General features: G+C 44.7%; 24 protein-coding genes. 23 read left to right on the top strand and 1 reads right to left on the bottom strand.

The window, feature by feature from the left end:
• Positions 1-39: 39 nt before the first annotated feature.
• Complete coding sequence (locus MKY50_RS12520) at positions 40-996, bottom strand: DUF1385 domain-containing protein (protein WP_015384077.1); 957 nt, start codon at positions 994-996, stop codon at positions 40-42.
• A 226-nt stretch (positions 997-1,222) separates the two neighbouring features.
• On the opposite strand from MKY50_RS12520, the gene MKY50_RS12515 reads away from it, so the two are divergent.
• The 23 genes from MKY50_RS12515 (at position 1,223) to MKY50_RS12405 (ending at position 19,177) form a co-directional block, all read left to right on the top strand.
• Positions 1,223-1,759 carry a YqhR family membrane protein gene (locus tag MKY50_RS12515; RefSeq protein ID WP_003230222.1) on the top strand — a complete coding sequence of 179 codons (537 nt, stop codon included), beginning with the start codon at positions 1,223-1,225 and terminating at the stop codon, positions 1,757-1,759.
• An 86-nt stretch (positions 1,760-1,845) separates the two neighbouring features.
• Entirely contained in the window at positions 1,846-2,292 is a 447-nt protein-coding gene (aroQ, locus tag MKY50_RS12510) for a type II 3-dehydroquinate dehydratase (RefSeq protein ID WP_003230223.1), read from the top strand.
• Entirely contained in the window at positions 2,289-3,350 is a 1,062-nt protein-coding gene (papA, locus tag MKY50_RS12505) for an aminopeptidase PapA (protein WP_003230224.1), read from the top strand. The genes aroQ and papA overlap by 4 nt, the downstream gene beginning before the upstream one ends.
• Before the next feature lie 24 nt (positions 3,351-3,374).
• Entirely contained in the window at positions 3,375-3,932 is a 558-nt protein-coding gene (gene efp, locus MKY50_RS12500; protein ID WP_003226377.1) for an elongation factor P, read from the top strand.
• A gap of 145 nt (positions 3,933-4,077) precedes the next feature.
• Positions 4,078-4,359 carry a YqhV family protein gene (locus tag MKY50_RS12495; protein ID WP_004398639.1) on the top strand — a complete coding sequence of 94 codons (282 nt, stop codon included), beginning with the start codon at positions 4,078-4,080 and terminating at the stop codon, positions 4,357-4,359.
• A 75-nt stretch (positions 4,360-4,434) separates the two neighbouring features.
• Complete coding sequence (gene spoIIIAA / locus MKY50_RS12490; RefSeq protein WP_128474054.1) at positions 4,435-5,358, top strand: stage III sporulation protein AA; 924 nt, start codon at positions 4,435-4,437, stop codon at positions 5,356-5,358.
• A complete protein-coding gene (spoIIIAB, locus tag MKY50_RS12485; RefSeq protein WP_017696426.1) occupies positions 5,352-5,867 on the top strand; it encodes a stage III sporulation protein SpoIIIAB in 516 nt (171 codons plus the stop codon). The genes spoIIIAA and spoIIIAB overlap by 7 nt, the downstream gene beginning before the upstream one ends.
• Positions 5,868-5,889: 22 nt before the next feature.
• Positions 5,890-6,096, top strand: coding sequence for a stage III sporulation protein AC (gene spoIIIAC / locus MKY50_RS12480; protein WP_003153142.1), 207 nt, complete (start codon positions 5,890-5,892; stop codon positions 6,094-6,096).
• Positions 6,097-6,102: 6 nt separating this feature from the next.
• A complete protein-coding gene (gene spoIIIAD, locus MKY50_RS12475; RefSeq protein ID WP_003230228.1) occupies positions 6,103-6,504 on the top strand; it encodes a stage III sporulation protein AD in 402 nt (133 codons plus the stop codon).
• A gap of 18 nt (positions 6,505-6,522) precedes the next feature.
• Positions 6,523-7,722, top strand: a complete 1,200-nt coding sequence (spoIIIAE, locus tag MKY50_RS12470; protein WP_017696428.1) for a stage III sporulation protein AE — start codon at positions 6,523-6,525, stop codon at positions 7,720-7,722.
• A gap of 13 nt (positions 7,723-7,735) precedes the next feature.
• Positions 7,736-8,356, top strand: a complete 621-nt coding sequence (spoIIIAF, locus tag MKY50_RS12465) for a stage III sporulation protein AF (protein WP_015251730.1) — start codon at positions 7,736-7,738, stop codon at positions 8,354-8,356.
• Positions 8,349-9,038, top strand: coding sequence for a stage III sporulation protein AG (gene spoIIIAG / locus MKY50_RS12460; protein WP_033885014.1), 690 nt, complete (start codon positions 8,349-8,351; stop codon positions 9,036-9,038). The genes spoIIIAF and spoIIIAG overlap by 8 nt, the downstream gene beginning before the upstream one ends.
• The gene (gene spoIIIAH / locus MKY50_RS12455) at positions 9,039-9,695 is read left to right on the top strand and encodes a stage III sporulation ratchet engulfment protein SpoIIIAH (RefSeq protein ID WP_003230250.1); all 657 of its coding nucleotides are present in this window, start codon (positions 9,039-9,041) and stop codon (positions 9,693-9,695) included.
• Positions 9,696-9,851: 156 nt separating this feature from the next.
• Positions 9,852-10,331: an acetyl-CoA carboxylase biotin carboxyl carrier protein gene (accB, locus tag MKY50_RS12450; protein WP_003230252.1), complete on the top strand. Its 480-nt coding sequence runs from the start codon at positions 9,852-9,854 to the stop codon at positions 10,329-10,331.
• 11 nt (positions 10,332-10,342) lie between these two features.
• Entirely contained in the window at positions 10,343-11,695 is a 1,353-nt protein-coding gene (gene accC / locus MKY50_RS12445) for an acetyl-CoA carboxylase biotin carboxylase subunit (RefSeq protein ID WP_003230253.1), read from the top strand.
• Between the two features lie 20 nt (positions 11,696-11,715).
• Positions 11,716-12,123 carry a fatty acid biosynthesis protein YqhY gene (gene yqhY, locus MKY50_RS12440; RefSeq protein ID WP_003230254.1) on the top strand — a complete coding sequence of 136 codons (408 nt, stop codon included), beginning with the start codon at positions 11,716-11,718 and terminating at the stop codon, positions 12,121-12,123.
• 262 nt (positions 12,124-12,385) lie between these two features.
• Positions 12,386-12,781: a transcription antitermination factor NusB gene (gene nusB, locus MKY50_RS12435; protein ID WP_003230256.1), complete on the top strand. Its 396-nt coding sequence runs from the start codon at positions 12,386-12,388 to the stop codon at positions 12,779-12,781.
• 11 nt (positions 12,782-12,792) lie between these two features.
• Entirely contained in the window at positions 12,793-13,644 is an 852-nt protein-coding gene (gene folD, locus MKY50_RS12430; RefSeq protein ID WP_003230259.1) for a bifunctional methylenetetrahydrofolate dehydrogenase/methenyltetrahydrofolate cyclohydrolase FolD, read from the top strand.
• 137 nt (positions 13,645-13,781) lie between these two features.
• Complete coding sequence (gene xseA / locus MKY50_RS12425) at positions 13,782-15,128, top strand: exodeoxyribonuclease VII large subunit (protein ID WP_341116761.1); 1,347 nt, start codon at positions 13,782-13,784, stop codon at positions 15,126-15,128.
• The gene (locus tag MKY50_RS12420; RefSeq protein ID WP_003226409.1) at positions 15,125-15,379 is read left to right on the top strand and encodes an exodeoxyribonuclease VII small subunit; all 255 of its coding nucleotides are present in this window, start codon (positions 15,125-15,127) and stop codon (positions 15,377-15,379) included. The genes xseA and MKY50_RS12420 overlap by 4 nt, the downstream gene beginning before the upstream one ends.
• Complete coding sequence (locus MKY50_RS12415) at positions 15,369-16,259, top strand: polyprenyl synthetase family protein (RefSeq protein ID WP_003230262.1); 891 nt, start codon at positions 15,369-15,371, stop codon at positions 16,257-16,259. The genes MKY50_RS12420 and MKY50_RS12415 overlap by 11 nt, the downstream gene beginning before the upstream one ends.
• 174 nt (positions 16,260-16,433) lie before the next feature.
• Positions 16,434-18,335: a 1-deoxy-D-xylulose-5-phosphate synthase gene (gene dxs / locus MKY50_RS12410; RefSeq protein WP_003245985.1), complete on the top strand. Its 1,902-nt coding sequence runs from the start codon at positions 16,434-16,436 to the stop codon at positions 18,333-18,335.
• Positions 18,332-19,177, top strand: coding sequence for a TlyA family RNA methyltransferase (locus tag MKY50_RS12405; RefSeq protein WP_014477301.1), 846 nt, complete (start codon positions 18,332-18,334; stop codon positions 19,175-19,177). Before dxs ends, MKY50_RS12405 begins: the two co-directional genes overlap by 4 nt.
• Positions 19,178-19,211: the final 34 nt, after the last annotated feature.

Raw genomic sequence — 19,211 nt, 5'->3', positions numbered from 1 at the left:
AACTGACCACCTCCGAAAGTAATAGCAGGGCAACGGATTTTAGATGACGTTGTGAGAAGGCTTCTGATTTTGCTCAGACAATGCTTCGAGTCTGAGAAGTTCGTTAAAGCTTTCGATGGCAACTTCAACCTGTTCATCCTTAGGTTCCTTTGTGGTTAACAGCTGAAGCCACAGTCCCGGGTACCCAAGTAATTTCAGACCGGGAATGTCACGCACTTTGTTGGTCAGCTGCAGAACTTCAAAGGATATACCAAGCACGACCGGTATCAGTGCGACACGATCTATAACACGCAGCCAAAGCGGATCTGTCGGAACGAGTAAATAAACAAACATGCCGACAATAATCGTAAATAAAATAAAGCTTGATCCGCAGCGGTAATGAAGCCGAGATTGGTTTTGGACGTTCTCCACAGTAATTGGCAAATTCTGTTCATAACAGTTTATGACTTTATGTTCGGCTCCATGATATTGAAACACTCTTTTAATAAGCGGTGTCATGGACAAAAAATAGATGTAACCGAGCAGCAAAATCAACTTAAACAGGCTTTCAACCGCGATTTGCGCCGTGTCCGAGGAAAAAATCGGCCTTGTCAGTTCAGCTAAGAAAACTGGAACCAATGTAAATACGAATTTACTGAACAAAAATGATAGGACGCCTATAACTGCGAGGCTGAGATACATAGACAGCCCGGAGGATTTTTTTTCTTCCTGCTCAAGTGTCTCGTCTTCAGATGGATCGAGCCCGTAACGTTCGCTTGAAAAATTCAAATGCTTTGTGCCGTTTGCACTCGCTTCGATAATGGCCGCGATCCCCCGTAAAAACGGGATCTTTTTCACGATGTTCAGTTTCGGGTTGTGTTTGCGTGGAAGCTTAAAAAAGTCAATGCTTCCATCCGTTCTTCTGATGGCTGTAACGTAATGATGCTTTCCGCCAAACATAACGCCTTCCACAACAGCCTGCCCGCCGTAAGCGGGCGGAACTTTATGTTTTGACATATTATCAACCTGCCTATTTCTTTAGGATTGCTAACCATTTCCTTTCACTCTATTGTACAGGAAACAGCGCTAAACCTCTAGATTGACAGGCTGAAAAAATTGCCATAGCCTTGCTTTTTCTACATGCATTATACCCGTTATTTTCAAATTTTACTCGCAGCTGTCAAAAAGTGTGAGCTTTTTTATTGACATTTCTTTTTTTGGGCACACTTTAACTGGAGGTGCCATGATGACAAGCGAAAAAGATACAGAACAAAATGAAGAATTGAATGAGAAGCAAAAGCCGCCTGTTTCAATGGCCGGCAGGGTGGCGGCAACAGGTTTTTGCGGAGGCGTACTTTGGAGTTTCGTTGCTTATATCGCATATTTGTTTCATTTTTCCGAAATTAGCCCGAATATGATATTGCAGCCGTTTGTGCTCGGAGAGTGGAAAAAACATGGGCTGGGAACGGTAATCAGCATCATTTTGATTGGAGTAATTTCAATTGGCGCAGCATTTCTTTATTTTCTTCTATTGAAACGTTTAAAAACAATGTGGCCGGGTATTTTATACGGCTTGGTGCTTTGGCTGCTCGTGTTTTTTGTTTTTAATCCGATTTTTCCAGATGTGCGCACGGTGACCGAACTGACATCAGATACAATTATTACGACCATTTGCATTTATTTGCTTTACGGGCTGTTTGTCGGGTATTCTATTTCATTTGAATACAATGAGCTGAATTCGGAAAAGCTTGCACGTGCGCTGGGAATGCATAGAGAATAGTGTATAATCCTTTTCCAGTATGATAAAATGTTCACGAGAAGTGAACATTTTTTACATGAGAAACCCTCGCGAAAAGGAGAGATTATGTGCCTCATTTTTTGATTTTGAACGGACCGAATGTTAACCGGCTTGGGAGTCGTGAGCCTGAAGTATTCGGCCGCCAGACACTGACCGATATTGAAACAGATCTTTTTCAGTTTGCTGAAGCCTTACATATCCAGCTCACTTTCTTCCAGTCTAATCACGAAGGTGATTTGATAGATGCGATACATGAGGCTGAGGAGCAATACAGCGGGATTGTTCTGAACCCCGGCGCCCTGAGTCATTACAGCTATGCGATCAGGGATGCTGTTTCAAGCATCAGTCTTCCTGTGGTAGAGGTGCATTTATCAAACTTATACGCCAGGGAAGAATTCAGGCATCAGTCGGTTATCGCTCCTGTTGCGAAAGGGCAGATTGTCGGTCTTGGAGCTGAAGGCTACAAGCTTGCTGTTCGCTACTTATTAAGCCAGCAAGGGGGAGAATCAAGATGAAGCTAGAGAAATTAAGAAACCTGTTTGGACAGCTGGGAATTGACGGCATGCTGATTACAAGCAACACGAATGTACGCTATATGACAGGGTTTACAGGTTCGGCGGGTTTGGCTGTTATATCGGGTGACAAAGCAGCGTTTATTACGGATTTTCGATATACTGAGCAGGCGAAGGTTCAGGTAAAGGGTTTTGAGATCATTGAACATGGCGGCAGCTTGATTCAGACCACTGCCGACACTGTTGAATCGTTTGGCATCAAGCGTCTCGGCTTTGAACAGAACAGCATGACATATGGCACTTACGCTTCATACAGCGCCGTTATCAGTGATGCCGAATTAGTGCCTGTGGCTGAATCCGTGGAAAAGTTGCGCTTGATTAAGTCTAGTGAAGAGATTAAGATATTAGAGGAAGCTGCGAAGATTGCAGATGATGCCTTCAGACATATCTTGACGTTTATGAAACCCGGCATTTCTGAAATCGCTGTTGCCAATGAGCTGGAGTTTTATATGAGAAGCCAGGGAGCAGACAGCTCTTCTTTTGATATGATTGTCGCCTCAGGCCTTCGTTCAAGCCTTCCGCACGGTGTGGCCAGTGACAAACTGATTGAAAGCGGAGACCTTGTTACGCTTGATTTTGGCGCTTATTATAAAGGATATTGTTCTGATATTACCCGGACGGTCGCTGTAGGTCAGCCCAGTGATCAATTGAAGGAGATCTATCAGGTTGTATTTGATGCTCAGGCGCTTGGCGTCGCACATATTAAGCCGGGAATGACAGGAAAAGAGGCTGACGCCCTCACAAGGGATCATATTGCTGCAAAAGGCTACGGTGACTATTTCGGCCATTCAACCGGGCACGGGCTCGGCATGGAAGTTCATGAATCGCCGGGATTATCCGTCAGATCTTCAGCTATCCTTGAACCGGGTATGGTGGTCACAGTGGAGCCGGGCATTTACATACCAGAAACAGGCGGTGTCCGCATTGAAGATGACATCGTGATTACAGAAAACGGCAACCGGACAATCACCCATTCCCCAAAAGAACTTATTATTTTGTGATTGGAATATAGGAGGACATTAAACATGATTTCAGTTAACGATTTCCGTACAGGATTAACAATTGAAGTAGATGGCGGCATTTGGCGCGTCGTTGACTTCCAGCACGTAAAACCTGGAAAAGGTGCGGCATTTGTCCGCTCTAAACTCCGCAACCTTCGCACTGGCGCGATTCAGGAAAAAACATTCCGCGCTGGTGAAAAAGTAGCGAAAGCGCAAATCGAAACCAAAACAATGCAATATCTATATGCAAACGGAGATCAGCACGTATTTATGGATACTTCTTCTTATGAGCAGCTTGAACTGAGCGCAACTCAAATCGAAGAAGAATTAAAATACCTGCTAGAAAACATGTCTGTGCATATCATGATGTACCAGGATGAAACACTTGGTATCGAACTTCCAAACACAGTTGAGCTGAAAGTTGTTGAAACTGAACCTGGTATTAAAGGTGATACAGCGTCAGGCGGTACAAAACCTGCGAAAACTGAAACCGGGCTTGTTGTAAACGTGCCGTTCTTTGTGAATGAAGGCGACACACTTGTTGTCAATACATCAGACGGTTCTTACGTTTCAAGAGCATAGAAAGAAAAAAAGAAGTCTGTTCCAAAATGGGGACAGGCTTTTTTTTGTGCCCAAAAACAGAATCTTTCTTTTATACGAAAATGACAAGACTACTTCAGCAAGCTAGAGCATATCATATAAAAAAATGGGAGGTTGGGAGAGTGCTATGAAATTTTTACTTGGAAATATCAATTCTACTGTTTTAACAATGGCGGGATTACGAGTTTTATCCTCTATGATTGAGCTGACGGCAGCAATTGTCATGCTTGTGACCAACGATGTCCGGAAGGCGGTTGTGGTTAACAGCATTCTCGCTATTGTCGGTCCGTTGATTTTTATCATTACGATGACTGTCGGAATCTACCAAATTGCCGGGCAGCTTTCGTATGCAAAGCTGATTCTGATTTTTACGGGTGTTGTTTTGATTTTGGCGGGTGTTCATAAATAAAGAGAGGCTTGTCATAAAGTCTGCCTCACATCATACATTTTAAAGAAGCCAATCGGTAGAAAGGAGGAGGCTCTGTTGAATGAAATCGCTGAGGTTCTCCCTGAATCCATGAAAAACGCCCTTTCTGAAATACCGGAACAACAATGGCTGGAAATCGAAGAAGTCAGAATTCGGATCAACCGCCCTGTTGAATTGATTCGAAGAGGACAACCTGTTTATTTGTCCTATGCGGGCACGGCCGAGGATGCCCATCTGATCCTGAGCCGGCTTAGCAACTATAGTATGTATACACTAGAAGAAGAGCTGAAGAAAGGGTATGTCACGATCAGAGGCGGCCACAGAGTCGGACTGGCGGGCAGAGTCATTACGGAAAACGGAGGTGTGAAAGGCCTCCGTGACATCGCATCTTTTAATATACGAATTGCCCGGCAAAAGCTGGGGATTGCGGAGCCGCTGCTTCCATACTTATATCAAAACAGCTGGCTGAATACGCTGATTATCGGACCGCCCCAAACCGGCAAAACAACACTTCTCCGGGACCTTGCGAGGCTCTCAAGCACCGGCAAAAAACCCATGCTGCCCGTAAAGACAGGAATCGTCGATGAACGGTCAGAAATTGCCGGATGTCTTCGCGGCATTCCGCAGCATCAATTTGGTCAGAGAATTGACGTGTTAGACGCCTGTCCAAAAGCTGAAGGGCTGATGATGATGATTCGATCCATGAGCCCTGAGGTGATGATTGTCGATGAAATCGGGCGTATGGAAGATACAGATGCACTTCTGGAGGCGCTGCATGCCGGTGTTTCAGTAATTGTATCGGCGCATGGCTGGAGCATATCCGATCTGATGAAGCGGCCTTCATTGAAGCGTTTGTGGGAAGAAAAAGCCTTTGACCGCTATTTGGAATTATCAAGAGCAAAAGGGCCGGGCACAGTGAGCCAAATTTATGACAAAGACGGAAATGTGCTGTCTAGGACGACGGGCGTGAAAACATGCTGAAGCTGCTGGGCGCTGTATTCATTGTGGTAGCGACAACATGGACAGGTTTTGAGATGGCGAAGATTTATACAGAACGGCCGCGGCAAATCCGCCAGCTGCGTGCGGCGCTTCAATCCCTCGAGGCTGAAATCATGTACGGCCATACACCGCTTCATACTGCTTCACAGCAGATTGCCAAACAGCTCGCACAGCCTGTTTCAGCTCTTTTTTCCGCATTCAGTAATCAGCTGGACAAGGGAAGTGATTCCGCGAAAACGGCGTGGGAGCAAAGCTTAAAGAAGGTATGGGACACCCTGTCTTTGAAAAAAAGCGAATACGAAGTGCTGAAGCAGTTTGGCGAGACGCTCGGGATTCATGATCGAATCTCTCAGCAAAAGCACATCAAGCTGGCGCTGACACATTTGGAAGCCTCTGAAGCGGATGCTGAGCAGGCGCAAGCGAAAAACGAAAAGATGATAAAAAGTTTGGGCTTTTTAGCGGGTTTGTTACTCATTCTTCTATTGATGTAAACGTGAGGGGAGCAAAAATAAAATGGGAGTAGACGTGAATGTCATATTTCAAATCGCCGGAGTGGGAATCGTGGTCGCATTTTTACACACGATATTGGATCAGATGGGCAAGAAAGAATACGCTCAGTGGGTGACGCTGTTAGGTTTTATCTATATTTTATTTATGGTCGCCACGATTGTAGATGACCTATTTAAAAAGATAAAAGCTGTGTTTTTATTCCAAGGATAGGGGGGCTTGCAGATTGACATTGTTCAAATTGTAGGTTTAGGGCTGATCGCCACCTTCCTTTCTTTAATTGTAAAAGAACAAAAGCCGACTTTTGCGTTTTTAATCGTCGTTTTTGCCGGATGTGCCATTTTTCTTTATTTAGTAGACCAAATCTACGACATTATTCGAATGATAGAAAAAATTGCGATTAATGCAAATGTCAACATGGTCTATGTTGAAACCATTTTAAAGATTATCGGAATCGCCTATATTGCTGAATTCGGGGCGCAGCTCACAAAAGATGCCGGCCAAGGGGCCATCGCCTCGAAAATAGAATTGGCGGGAAAAATTTTAATTCTCGTTATGGCTGTGCCTATTTTAACCGTCATTATCGAAACGATTCTCGGACTTATACCTTCTATGTCATAACCGAAAGGAGGCGGTAGATTGAAGCGCTTTCAATGGGTTTTGCTTTTGGCCGTGCTGATCATAGCAGGCCGTGCAGAAATTGTACAAGCAGCTGGTAATGCAGAAAAAACGGAAGACCATGCTGAAACAGCTGAGCAATTAGCGGAAAGGACAGCAGCCTCGCTTGAAACAGATAAGATCGGGGAATTTTGGAATGACATTATGACAGAATACGGCGGACTGCTGCCGGAAAGCCAAAAAGGCAGCTTAATGGAGTTTATCAATGGCGATAAATCATTCTCACCGCAAGAATGGCTGAAAGCTCTCTTTTCTTATTTGTTTCATGAAGTGCTTGCCAACGGAAAGCTGCTGGGCACATTGATTTTGCTCACGATTTTTTGCGTCATTCTGCAGCTTCTGCAAAATGCTTTTCAGCAAAGCACCGTCAGTAAGGTCGCTTACTCAATTGTGTACATGGTGCTGATTATCCTTGCACTTAATAGCTTTCATGTGGCAATTAACTATGCAACTGAGGCGATTCAGACGATGACCAGCTTTATCCTGGCGCTCATTCCGCTCCTCTTGGCGCTTTTGGCTTCCTCAGGCGGAGCTGTATCTGCTGCCTTCTTTCATCCTGTTATCCTCTTTCTGATGAACACAAGCGGTCTCTTGATTCAGAATATCGTCATGCCGCTGATTTTCTTATCAGCAATTCTGAGCATTGTCAGCACGATGACTGAACAATACAAAGTAACTCAGCTGGCCAACCTGCTCAGAAATATCGCCATCGGAGCACTGGCTGTTTTTCTTACCATCTTTCTCGGCGTCATCTCTGTTCAGGGAGCCTCCGCTGCAGTGACAGACGGCATTACGCTCAGGACGGCTAAATTTATAACCGGAAATTTTATTCCTGTGCTTGGCCGAATGTTTACAGACGCAACAGATACAGTAATCAGCGCCTCTTTACTGCTGAAAAATACGGTAGGGATTCTCGGTGTCGCTATTTTGATCTGTATCGCGGCATTTCCGGCAATCAAAGTGCTTTCCCTCGCTTTTATTTATAAGCTGGCAGCCGCGATTCTTCAGCCGCTTGGAGGCGGGCCCGTCATCACCTGCCTCGACGTCATCAGCAAAAGCGTCATTTATATTTTTGCAGCTCTCGCTATTGTGTCTCTCATGTTTTTTTTAAGCCTTACTGTCATAATCACAGCCGGAAACCTCACGATGATGATGAAATGAAGGAGGCAGGCGAATGAGTTTTTTAACGGAATGGCTTACCACTATCGTGTTGTTTATCCTATTTGCAATTGTGATTGATATGCTGCTGCCGAGCTCCAGCATGCAAAAGTACGCAAAAATGGTAGTCAGCCTGCTCTTGATTGTCGTCATGCTTACGCCGATTTTTAAACTTTTCAAGACAGACCCCGAAATCATCTTTGAATACCTCACAAAAAACGGGCAGTCAGAGTCTGCCGACATAAAAAATCAAATCAATTCAAAAAAAATAGAAATACAAGCTTCCCAGCGCGCATATATTCTAGAAGAAATGGCTGTCCAACTAAAAAAGAAAGCGGAGGAGAGATTCAGTCATGATGAATATAAAGTAGGCCGCATCAAACTCACGGCAGGAGAAAAGGTAGATTCAGAAGAGGATATTAAAACAATCAGCGTGTATATGGCCCCGTCTTCTGAAAAAACGGTCCAAACGGTCGCGCCGGTCCACATTGATACAGATCATGCATACGTAACGAAAGAAGCAGCCGAACAAAAAGAAGCCAAACAGATAAAAACGCAGCTCGCGGACATTTGGGAAATCGGAAGTGAGAAAATTACGGTTCATATGGAAGGCGGGGAGAGTGTCGGCAATGAATAAAAACGGATTATGGAATGTATTGAAAAAGCAGTTTCTTCCGGGACAAATGAAGGACGGCGAAAAGCCGAAGCTGACCAAATATCATTACTTTCTATTCGTTTTTGTTCTCGGAGTTTCCTTTATGCTTGTCAGCCAGCTGTTTTCTTCACCTGAGAAAACAGAAAACGCCAAAACGATAACGGCCGTATCATCGCAACATTCCGCGGGCAGCAAAGAGAAAACAGCTGAAGTGTTTAAAGCCTCAAAATCTGATAAACCTAAAGACTCGATCGATGACTATGAAAAAGAATACGAAAATCAGCTGAAAGAAATTCTTGAAACAATCATTGGTGTGGACGATGTCTCGGTTGTCGTGAATGTAGATGCAACGTCGCTGAAAGTATACGAAAAAAACAAATCAAACAAAAATACAACCACTGAAGAAACTGATAAAGAAGGCGGAACAAGAAGCGTTACAGACCAAACATCGGAGGAAGAAATCGTCATGATCAAAAACGGCGATAAAGAAACACCTGTCGTCGTCCAAACGAAAAAACCTGATATACGCGGTGTACTCGTTGTTGCTCAAGGAGTGGACAACGTTCAAATAAAACAAACCATTATCGAAGCGGTGACACGGGTCCTGGATGTTCCAAGCCACCGGGTTGCGGTTGCCCCTAAAAAAATAAAGGAGGATTCATAAATGCTTAAAAAACAAACCGTTTGGCTATTAACAATGCTCAGTCTTGTCGTGGTGTTAAGCGTCTACTATATCATGTCGCCGGAAAGCAAAAACGCCGTGCAGATGCAAAGTGAAAAAAGCGCGTCTGACAGCGGAGAGGTCGCAACTGAAAAAGCGCCTGCCAAGCAAGACACGAAAGAAAAAAGCGGTACAGAAACTGAAAAAGGAAAAGAAGATGGAACAAAGGGAACGAAAGATTCATCAGCAGACAAGGAAACATCCGCTGAAGCCAGTGAAAAAGGAACTGTTGTTACGGAAACAGCCGATGATGATCTGTTTACAACGTACCGTCTTGATTTAGAAGATGCCAGAAGCAAAGAAAGAGAAGAGCTGAATGCCATTGTATCAAGCGATGATGCAACAGCCAAGGAGAAAAGCGAAGCATACGATAAAATGACGGCTCTCAGTGAAGTGGAAGGAACAGAAAAACAGCTGGAAACGCTGATTAAAACACAAGGTTACGAGGATGCGCTTGTTAATGCTGAAGGAGATAAAATCAATATTACAGTCAAATCAGACAAACACTCCAAATCGAAGGCGACAGCCATTATAGACCTTGTCGCAAAAGAAATCAAAACAATGAAAGATGTCGCTGTCACGTTTGAACCATCCAAGTAAGAAAGAGGAAAAAGAAGCCCGCTAAACAAGCGGGCTTTTTGCGTTGCTGTCATATTAGAGTTGAATTCAAAAGTCCGCTCCTGTAAGATGAACATAGTATGTACTTTTAGTAGTAACCTATAAAAAAAGAAATTTCATACATAGGAGTGCGATTGAATGTTAAATATCAAAGAAATCCACGAGCTGATTAAAGCAATTGACGAGTCTACAATTGACGAATTCGTATATGAAAATGAAGGTGTATCCTTAAAACTGAAAAAACACGAAGCAGGCACGGTTCAAGTCATGCAGCAGGCACCTGCAGCACCTGTACAAGCACAGGCTCCGCAGGCAGTTCAGCCGCAAGCGCAGCAAGCAGCGGCACCTGCCCAAGAAGCACCAAAGCAAGATGAGAATCTGCATAAAATCACTTCACCAATGGTAGGAACATTTTATGCTTCTTCATCACCGGAAGCTGGCCCGTATGTAACAGCCGGTTCAAAAGTAAATGAAAACACAGTTGTCTGCATTGTAGAAGCGATGAAGCTTTTCAACGAAATCGAAGCAGAAGTGAAAGGCGAAATCGTTGAAGTATTAGTAGAAAACGGCCAGCTGGTCGAATACGGACAACCTCTATTTCTTGTAAAAGCGGAGTAAGGAGACTGAACATGATTAAAAAGCTATTGATCGCCAACAGAGGAGAAATTGCTGTCAGAATCATCAGAGCCTGCAGAGAGCTCGGAATTGAGACTGTCGCTGTTTATTCAGAAGCTGATAAAGATGCCCTTCATGTTCAAATGGCCGATGAAGCTTTTTGTATCGGACCGAAAGCATCAAAAGACAGCTATTTAAATGTTACAAATATTGTGAGTGTTGCAAAGCTGACTGGCACGGACGCCATTCATCCGGGATACGGATTTTTAGCTGAAAATGCTGATTTCGCTGAATTATGTGAAGAAGTTAATGTCACGTTTGTCGGCCCGAGCGCTGACGCCATTTCAAAAATGGGAACAAAAGACGTTGCGCGGGAAACGATGAAACAGGCCGGCGTGCCAATCGTACCGGGTTCACAGGGAATTATAGAAAATGTGGAAGAAGCGGTTTCGCTTGCTAATGAAATTGGGTATCCTGTAATTATAAAAGCCACCGCAGGCGGAGGCGGAAAAGGAATTAGGGTTGCCCGCACTGAAGAGGAATTGATTAATGGCATTAAGATTACACAGCAGGAAGCGGCAACTGCATTTGGAAATCCAGGTGTATACATCGAAAAATACATAGAAGATTTTCGCCACGTTGAGATCCAAGTGCTTGCTGATAACTACGGAAATACGATCCATTTGGGCGAACGCGACTGCTCGATCCAAAGACGCCTGCAAAAGCTTTTGGAAGAATCACCATCTCCTGCCCTTGATTCAGAAATCAGGGAGCAAATGGGAGATGCAGCGGTAAAGGCTGCAAAAGCGGTTGGCTATACAGGTGCTGGAACAGTTGAATTTATCTATGACTACAATGAACAGCGCTATTACTTCATGGAAATGAACACCAGAATTCAGGTGGAGCACCCAGTCACAGAAATGGTGACGGGAACTGACCTGATCAAGGAACAAATCAAAGTGGCATCAGGAATGGAACTGAGCCTCAAGCAAGAAGATGTTGAATTTGAAGGCTGGGCCATCGAATGCCGAATCAACGCAGAAAACCCAAGTAAAAATTTCATGCCGTCACCTGGTGAAATTAAAATGTACCTGCCTCCTGGCGGTCTTGGTGTCCGTGTCGATTCAGCTGCGTACCCTGGCTATTCCATCCCACCGTACTATGACAGCATGATTGCAAAGGTAATCACATACGGAAAAACGAGGGATGAAGCGATTGCCCGCATGAAGCGCGCATTGAGCGAATTCGTCATCGAAGGCATTGAGACAACAATCCCTTTCCATTTAAAACTGCTTGAACACGAAACATTTGTGAGCGGAGAGTTTAATACGAAATTTTTAGAAACATATGATGTAATGGGCTCATAATTTTTACGGAGGTGAATTGAATGAAAGACAACAGCTTGCTTAAAATGGATCACGAAGATACGCATTTGGGTAAGGTTGAGATTGCACCGGAGGTCATTGAGGTCATTGCCGGCATTGCAGCATCAGAAGTTGATGGGGTTGCCGAAATGCGCGGAAACTTTGCGACAGGCGTCGTCGAGCGCTTTGGCAAAGTGAATCATGGCAAAGGTGTCAAAGTCGACCTGGCGGATGACGGAATTACGATCGATGTATACTGTGTCGTTACATTTGGCGTTTCGATTCCGAAAGTTGCAGCATCCGTTCAGGAAAACATTCGTCAAACCTTATTAAATATGACGTCTCTTTCGATTAACGAGATCAATATTCACATCGTCGGCATTCAATTTGACACAAAAGCCCAAGAAGTCCAAATCGACGAAGAAATGTAAATGGCTTAACACGAAACCAAGGGGAGGGCGGCCCTTTGGTTTTTTTACACGTTACCCTTTATTTCAAAGCATGAAGAAAGCCGGCTTACATAGCCGAGTTTCTTCATGAACGTGAAATCCGAATAATCATATTAAGGTGTGTGAAAATATTCGGTAATAGGGTAAAAAACCTTGATTTCAATATGCGGATACGAAAAAAATATGTTATGATCTCTTTGTGGCTTAACGACAAGCGGATAAAGAGGATCAAAGGAGAAAGAAAATGAAAAGAAGAACAGCAAGAGAAAAAGCTTTGCAGGCACTATTTCAAATTGATGTCAGCGATATTGCAGTGAATGAAGCCATAGAACACGCACTGGATGAAGAAAAAACAGATCCTTTCTTTGAACAGCTTGTACACGGGGTATTGGAACACCAAGACCAGCTGGATGAAATGATCTCCAAGCATCTGGTGAATTGGAAGCTCGATCGGATTGCCAATGTTGACCGTGCGATTTTGCGCCTGGCAGCATATGAAATGGCATATGCCGAAGACATTCCGGTGAATGTCTCCATGAACGAAGCGATTGAGCTGGCAAAACGGTTTGGTGATGACAAAGCGACAAAGTTTGTAAACGGGGTTCTTTCTAACATTAAATCTGATATTGAACAATCATAGGAGGAAAGAAAATGACTGCAACAATCATCGACGGAAAAGAAACGGCTAGAGAAAAACGCGAACAATTGGCAAAAGAGGTAGAAGAGCTTAAAAAGCAAGGCGTCACTCCCGGACTGGCGGTTATTTTGATTGGAGATGATCCTGCTTCTCACTCTTACGTGCGAGGAAAGAAAAAAGCGGCAGAAACAATGGGAATGAATTTCAAGCTCGATCAATTTGACAGCAGCCTCACAGAAGCTGAACTGCTTTCCATTATTGATCAATATAACCAAGACCCTGAGTTTCATGGCATTCTCGTTCAGCTTCCGCTCCCAGACCATATTTCTGAAAAAGCGGTGATCGAACGTATCTCCCCTGATAAAGATGTAGACGGTTTTCATCCGTTAAACGTAGGGAAAATGCTGCTTGGCGAAGATACGTTTCTTCCTTGCACGCCTCATGGAATTGTTGAGCTTTTGAAGAAAACCAATATTGACCTTTCCGGTAAAGAGGTTGTTGTAGTCGGCCGAAGCAACATTGTCGGCAAACCTGTCGGCCAGCTTTTATTAAATGAAAACGCGACGGTTACTTACTGTCATTCAAGAACAGAAAATATTACTGAACATACGAAAAAAGCGGACATCCTGGTGGTGGCAGTCGGCAGAGCCAACTTCATCAGTGCAGACCAGATCAAAGAGGGCGCTGTTGTCATTGACGTCGGCGTTAACCGTCTGGAAAACGGAAAGCTTTGCGGAGACGTTGAATTTGAAGGGGCAAAGGAAAAAGCGTCCTTCATCACGCCGGTTCCGGGCGGAGTAGGCCCGATGACCATCACGATGCTTGCGCATAATACTGTTAAATCTGCGAAACGTACGTTATCATAGATAATTGGAGATATTCACAGGCGAAATGTTTACCCGCCTTGAATATGAGCACGATACCCGCTTCTTCAGGCTCCTAAAGCCAGGGCGGGTTTTCTTTAGTTATGGTGCAGGAATGCTTAGGAGAGGAGTTTTTAGACATGGGTGAAGCAGCGTATGTGACCGTCTCAGCGCTGACAAAGTATATAAAACGAAAATTCGATGTAGATCCTCACCTTGAAAATATTTGGATTAAAGGCGAATTGTCGAATGTAAAGATACACACACGAGGGCATATTTATTTCACTTTAAAAGACGAAAACGCAAGAATGCAGTCGGTGATGTTCGCGAGACAAAGCGAGCGTCTGCCTTTTAAACCTGAAAACGGAATGAAAGTGCTGGTCAGAGGCGGAATTTCCGTATATGAACCGAGCGGAAACTATCAATTATATGCCAAAGAAATGCAGCCTGACGGGGTTGGAGCGCTTTATTTAGCGTACGAAGAATTAAAAAAGAAGCTTGCCGGAGAAGGTTTATTTGACGACCGCTACAAAAAACAAATCCCCGCATTTCCAGCCACAATCGGGGTTGTGACATCTCCAACGGGTGCCGCTGTCAGAGACGTTATTACAACTCTAAAAAGAAGATATCCCCTTGTAAAAGTCATTGTTCTTCCAGCGCTCGTACAAGGTGAAAATGCGAGCAGATCCATCGTTACGCGCATTGAAGAGGCAAATGAAAAAGAGATTTGCGACGTATTAATTGTCGGGAGAGGCGGCGGTTCGATAGAAGAACTGTGGGCATTCAATGAAGAAATTGTAGCACGCGCCATCTTTACTTCCAATATTCCGATTATATCGGCAGTCGGACATGAGACGGATTTTACGATCAGTGATTTTGTCGCCGATATCAGAGCCGCGACGCCGACAGGAGCAGCTGAGATTGCTGTGCCTCATACCACTGATTTAATCGAACGCACAAAAACAGCGGAAGTCAGAATGACAAGAGCAATGCAGCAGCACCTCGGCCAGAAAAAAGAACGGATTCAAACGCTGCAATCGTCCTATGCCTTTCGTTTTCCAAAGCGTTTGTATGCGCAAAAAGAGCAGCAGTTTGACCTCGCGTACCAGCAGTTTCAAGCACAGCTGACCGCTCTTTTAGATCGGAAAAGCAGACAGCTGGAGCGTGAAACGTACAGATTAGAGGCACTGCATCCTCATGAACAGCTGAAACAAGCGAGAACACGATACCAGGAACAAACAAATCAGCTGAGAAAAAATATGAATATCCAAATGAAGCAGCTGCATTCCCAATTTCAAACCGTTCTTGGCAAGCTGAATGCACTAAGTCCTCTTCAAGTGATGGAAAGAGGATACAGCTTGGCTTATAAAGAAGATAAACTCATTAAAAGTGTCAGTCAAATAGAAGAGCAGGACCGGCTTGAAGTCAAGCTGAAGGATGGCGTGCTGACCTGTGAAGTATTAGAAAAGAGAGGGGAAGAAAAATGACAGACGTGAAAAAAAATGAAAACATGACATTTGAAGAAGCGATGAAAGGGCTTGAGAGCATTGTATCAAAGCTTGAAGAGGGAGATGTGCCTCTAGAGCAAGCCATTAACTATTTCCAAGAAGGCATGGCTCTGTCAAAAATGTGCCATGAAAAGCTGCAAAAAGTCGAAAAGCAAATGGACTTCATTTTAAAAGAAGACGGCGAACTGGCACCTTTCAGTGTTCAGGAGGAAGACGAAGGTGACAAATAAATTAACGAGCTTTCTGGCGGACCGGAAAAAAACAATTGAAAATCAGCTTTCTGTCTATACAGAAAAGCTTGATATGCCGGACTCATTAAAGAAATCTATGCTATATTCTTTACAGGCCGGCGGAAAGCGGCTGCGGCCTCTGATTGTACTGGCTGTTTTAAATGCATATGGAAAAAGCGAAAAAGACGGCATTCCGGTGGGCTGTGCTGTCGAAATGATTCACACGTATTCGTTAATTCATGATGATCTTCCATGCATGGATGATGACGATTTGCGCCGCGGGAAGCCGACAAACCATAAAGTGTTTGGTGAAGCGACGGCAGTATTAGCGGGTGACGGGCTGCTCACAGAAAGCTTTAAGCTGATTACCTCCCACGTGTCAGACGAGGTGTCAGCAGAAAAGCGCCTGCGGCTTGTGAATGAACTGATTTCAGCGGCAGGCACCGAAGGCATGGTCGGTGGGCAAGTAGCTGATATGGAAGCGGAAAACCGACAAGTCACGCTTGAAGAGCTCGAATCCATTCATGAACGGAAAACTGCCAAGCTCCTTGGCTTTTGTGTAATCGCCGGTGCTATTTTGGCTGATGCGCCTGAGGAAGACATTGAAACACTGCGTACCTTCAGCAGCCACATTGGAATCGGATTTCAAATCAGAGACGATATTTTAGATTTAGAAGGCAGTGAAGAGAAAATCGGCAAACGTGTCGGCTCGGATACCACAAATGACAAATCGACATACCCGTCGCTTCTTTCATTGGAAGGGGCCAAACATAAATTGGATGTTCATATAAAAGAGGCGAAGCGATTGATCGGCGGACTCTCTCTTCAAAAAGACCTTTTATATGAGCTATGTGATTTAATTGCGGCAAGAGATCACTAAAACGATCCTAATTTGAAGCGGCTGCACGAGATATGGTAAAATGTAAGCAGTTTATATGAAAAATGAAAAGGAAAAGCGCGTTTGTCTTTTTTTATGTCTGAGATTATTGTCAGCTCGGCATGCAAAAGACATGTATCATTGCAGAAATTCATGCTGAAAGTGAGTTGATCCGCTTTGGATCTTTTATCAATACAGGACCCGTCGTTTTTAAAAAACATGTCCATTGATGAATTAGAGAAATTAAGTGATGAAATCCGTCAGTTTTTAATTACAAGTTTATCCGCTTCCGGCGGCCACATCGGCCCAAACTTAGGTGTCGTAGAGCTTACTGTCGCCCTGCATAAGGAATTTAACAGCCCGAAAGACAAATTTTTATGGGATGTAGGCCATCAGTCGTATGTCCATAAGCTGCTGACAGGACGCGGAAAAGAATTTGCGACGCTTCGCCAGTACAAAGGGCTTTGCGGATTTCCAAAGCGGAGTGAAAGCGAGCACGATGTTTGGGAAACCGGGCACAGCTCGACTTCTCTGTCAGGCGCGATGGGAATGGCAGCTGCCCGTGATATTAAAGGAACGGATGAATATATTATTCCGATCATTGGTGACGGCGCGCTGACCGGCGGTATGGCGCTCGAAGCCCTTAACCACATCGGCGACGAGAAAAAAGACATGATTGTCATCCTTAATGATAATGAAATGAGTATTGCGCCAAATGTTGGTGCCATTCACTCTATGCTCGGACGGCTCCGTACTGCGGGGAAATACCAGTGGGTCAAAGATGAGCTTGAATACTTATTTAAAAAGATTCCGGCAGTTGGGGGCAAGCTTGCCGCCACGGCGGAACGAGTCAAAGACAGCCTGAAATACATGCTCGTCTCCGGAATGTTTTTCGAGGAGCTCGGTTTTACGTATTTGGGCCCAGTGGACGGACATTCTTATCATGAGCTGATTGAGAATCTTCAATACGCCAAAAAAACAAAAGGCCCTGTTCTTCTGCATGTCATCACGAAAAAAGGGAAGGGGTACAAACCGGCTGAGACCGATACGATTGGGACATGGCATGGTACCGGACCATATAAAATTAATACCGGTGACTTTGTAAAGCCGAAAGCCGCAGCTCCTTCGTGGAGCGGTCTTGTCAGCGGAACTGTGCAGCGAATGGCGCGCGAGGACGGACGCATTGTAGCCATTACGCCGGCTATGCCTGTCGGTTCAAAGCTTGAAGGTTTCGCAAAGGAATTCCCTGACCGGATGTTCGACGTAGGAATCGCAGAACAGCATGCCGCAACGATGGCGGCAGCTATGGCAATGCAGGGTATGAAGCCGTTTTTGGCGATTTACTCAACCTTCCTGCAAAGGGCATATGACCAAGTTGTCCATGACATCTGCCGCCAAAACGCCAATGTGTTTATTGGAATTGACCGTGCAGGACTCGTTGGCGCTGATGGAGAGACACATCAAGGCGTGTTTGATATTGCGTTTATGCGCCACATTCCAAACATGGTCTTAATGATGCCGAAAGACGAAAATGAAGGCCAGCACATGGTTCATACAGCACTTAGCTATGACGAAGGCCCGATAGCGATGCGTTTTCCGCGCGGAAACGGACTCGGCGTAAAAATGGATGAACAGTTGAAAACGATTCCGATCGGTACGTGGGAGGTGCTGCGTCCAGGGAACGATGCTGTCATCTTAACATTCGGCACAACAATCGAAATGGCGATTGAAGCAGCCGAAGAGCTGCAGAAAGAAGGCCTTTCCGTGCGCGTTGTGAATGCGCGTTTTATTAAGCCGATTGATGAAAAGATGATGAAGAGTATCCTAAAAGAAGGCTTGCCAATTTTAACAATTGAAGAAGCGGTCTTAGAAGGCGGTTTCGGAAGCTCGATTTTAGAATTCGCTCATGATCAAGGTGAATATCATACTCCGATTGACAGAATGGGTATACCTGATCGGTTTATTGAACACGGAAGTGTAACAGCGCTTCTTGAGGAAATTGGACTGACAAAACAGCAGGTGGCAAATCGTATTAGATTACTGATGCCGCCAAAGACACACAAAGGAATTGGATCATGACGTCAAAGAAAGAACGATTAGATGTATTATTAGTGGAAAGAGGGCTGGCGGAAACGCGTGAAAAAGCCAAAAGAGCCATTATGGCGGGGATCGTCTATTCAAACGAAAACCGCTTGGACAAGCCTGGAGAAAAAATTGACCGCGACCTTCCGTTAACTGTCAAAGGAAACCCGCTGAGGTATGTGAGCAGGGGCGGCTTAAAGCTCGAAAAAGCGTTGAAGGAATTTCCCGTCTCTGTCAAAGATAAAATTATGATTGATATTGGCTCCTCCACCGGCGGTTTTACGGACTGCGCTTTGCAAAATGGAGCTAAACAGTCATACGCTGTGGATGTAGGCTATAATCAGCTTGCATGGAAGCTTAGACAGGATGAACGGGTCGTCGTGATGGAACGGACGAACTTTCGTTATGCAACACCGGCAGACTTTACAAAGGGCATGCCGGAGTTTGCCACAATTGATGTGTCCTTTATTTCACTGCGGCTCATCCTGCCTGTCCTAAGGACTTTGCTCGTACCGGGCAGCGACTGCATGGCTTTAGTTAAGCCTCAGTTTGAAGCGGGACGGGAATCCGTCGGCAAAAAAGGGATTGTTAGAGATCCTAAAGTGCATGCTGATGTGCTCAAGCGAATGATCAGTTTTTCTGCCGCTGAAGGCTATATCTGTAAAGGCTTGTCATTTTCTCCAATCACGGGAGGAGACGGAAATATTGAGTTTCTCCTTCATTTGCATTGGCCGGGAGAGGGACATGAAGGCCAGGAGCTGCCGGAAGAAGAGATCATGCGCGTTGTAGAAGAAGCACATAAGACGTTAAAAGAAAAAAAAGCAGATGTACCGGAATAATAGGGCGCTATTATTCCTTTTTTCTGCATTCATG

This window comes from Bacillus sp. FSL R7-0685, assembly GCF_038002425.1.
Lineage (GTDB): Bacteria > Bacillota > Bacilli > Bacillales > Bacillaceae > Bacillus > Bacillus subtilis.
Note: the sequence above shows the minus strand (reverse complement) of the source record. Positions and strands in the feature narration are given on the sequence as shown.

What these genes read in the sequence shown, in the direction of transcription:
- MKY50_RS12520 (WP_015384077.1), bottom strand. Translation starts at nt 996, where the DNA reads ATGTCAAAACATAAAGTTCCGCCCGCTTACGGCGGGCAGGCTGTTGTG.
- MKY50_RS12515 (WP_003230222.1), top strand. Translation starts at nt 1,223, where the DNA reads ATGATGACAAGCGAAAAAGATACAGAACAAAATGAAGAATTGAATGAG.
- papA (WP_003230224.1), top strand. Translation starts at nt 2,289, where the DNA reads ATGAAGCTAGAGAAATTAAGAAACCTGTTTGGACAGCTGGGAATTGAC.
- efp (WP_003226377.1), top strand. Translation starts at nt 3,375, where the DNA reads ATGATTTCAGTTAACGATTTCCGTACAGGATTAACAATTGAAGTAGAT.
- MKY50_RS12495 (WP_004398639.1), top strand. Translation starts at nt 4,078, where the DNA reads ATGAAATTTTTACTTGGAAATATCAATTCTACTGTTTTAACAATGGCG.
- spoIIIAB (WP_017696426.1), top strand. Translation starts at nt 5,352, where the DNA reads ATGCTGAAGCTGCTGGGCGCTGTATTCATTGTGGTAGCGACAACATGG.
- spoIIIAC (WP_003153142.1), top strand. Translation starts at nt 5,890, where the DNA reads ATGGGAGTAGACGTGAATGTCATATTTCAAATCGCCGGAGTGGGAATC.
- spoIIIAF (WP_015251730.1), top strand. Translation starts at nt 7,736, where the DNA reads ATGAGTTTTTTAACGGAATGGCTTACCACTATCGTGTTGTTTATCCTA.
- spoIIIAG (WP_033885014.1), top strand. Translation starts at nt 8,349, where the DNA reads ATGAATAAAAACGGATTATGGAATGTATTGAAAAAGCAGTTTCTTCCG.
- spoIIIAH (WP_003230250.1), top strand. Translation starts at nt 9,039, where the DNA reads ATGCTTAAAAAACAAACCGTTTGGCTATTAACAATGCTCAGTCTTGTC.
- accB (WP_003230252.1), top strand. Translation starts at nt 9,852, where the DNA reads ATGTTAAATATCAAAGAAATCCACGAGCTGATTAAAGCAATTGACGAG.
- accC (WP_003230253.1), top strand. Translation starts at nt 10,343, where the DNA reads ATGATTAAAAAGCTATTGATCGCCAACAGAGGAGAAATTGCTGTCAGA.
- yqhY (WP_003230254.1), top strand. Translation starts at nt 11,716, where the DNA reads ATGAAAGACAACAGCTTGCTTAAAATGGATCACGAAGATACGCATTTG.
- nusB (WP_003230256.1), top strand. Translation starts at nt 12,386, where the DNA reads ATGAAAAGAAGAACAGCAAGAGAAAAAGCTTTGCAGGCACTATTTCAA.
- folD (WP_003230259.1), top strand. Translation starts at nt 12,793, where the DNA reads ATGACTGCAACAATCATCGACGGAAAAGAAACGGCTAGAGAAAAACGC.
- xseA (WP_341116761.1), top strand. Translation starts at nt 13,782, where the DNA reads ATGGGTGAAGCAGCGTATGTGACCGTCTCAGCGCTGACAAAGTATATA.
- MKY50_RS12420 (WP_003226409.1), top strand. Translation starts at nt 15,125, where the DNA reads ATGACAGACGTGAAAAAAAATGAAAACATGACATTTGAAGAAGCGATG.
- MKY50_RS12405 (WP_014477301.1), top strand. Translation starts at nt 18,332, where the DNA reads ATGACGTCAAAGAAAGAACGATTAGATGTATTATTAGTGGAAAGAGGG.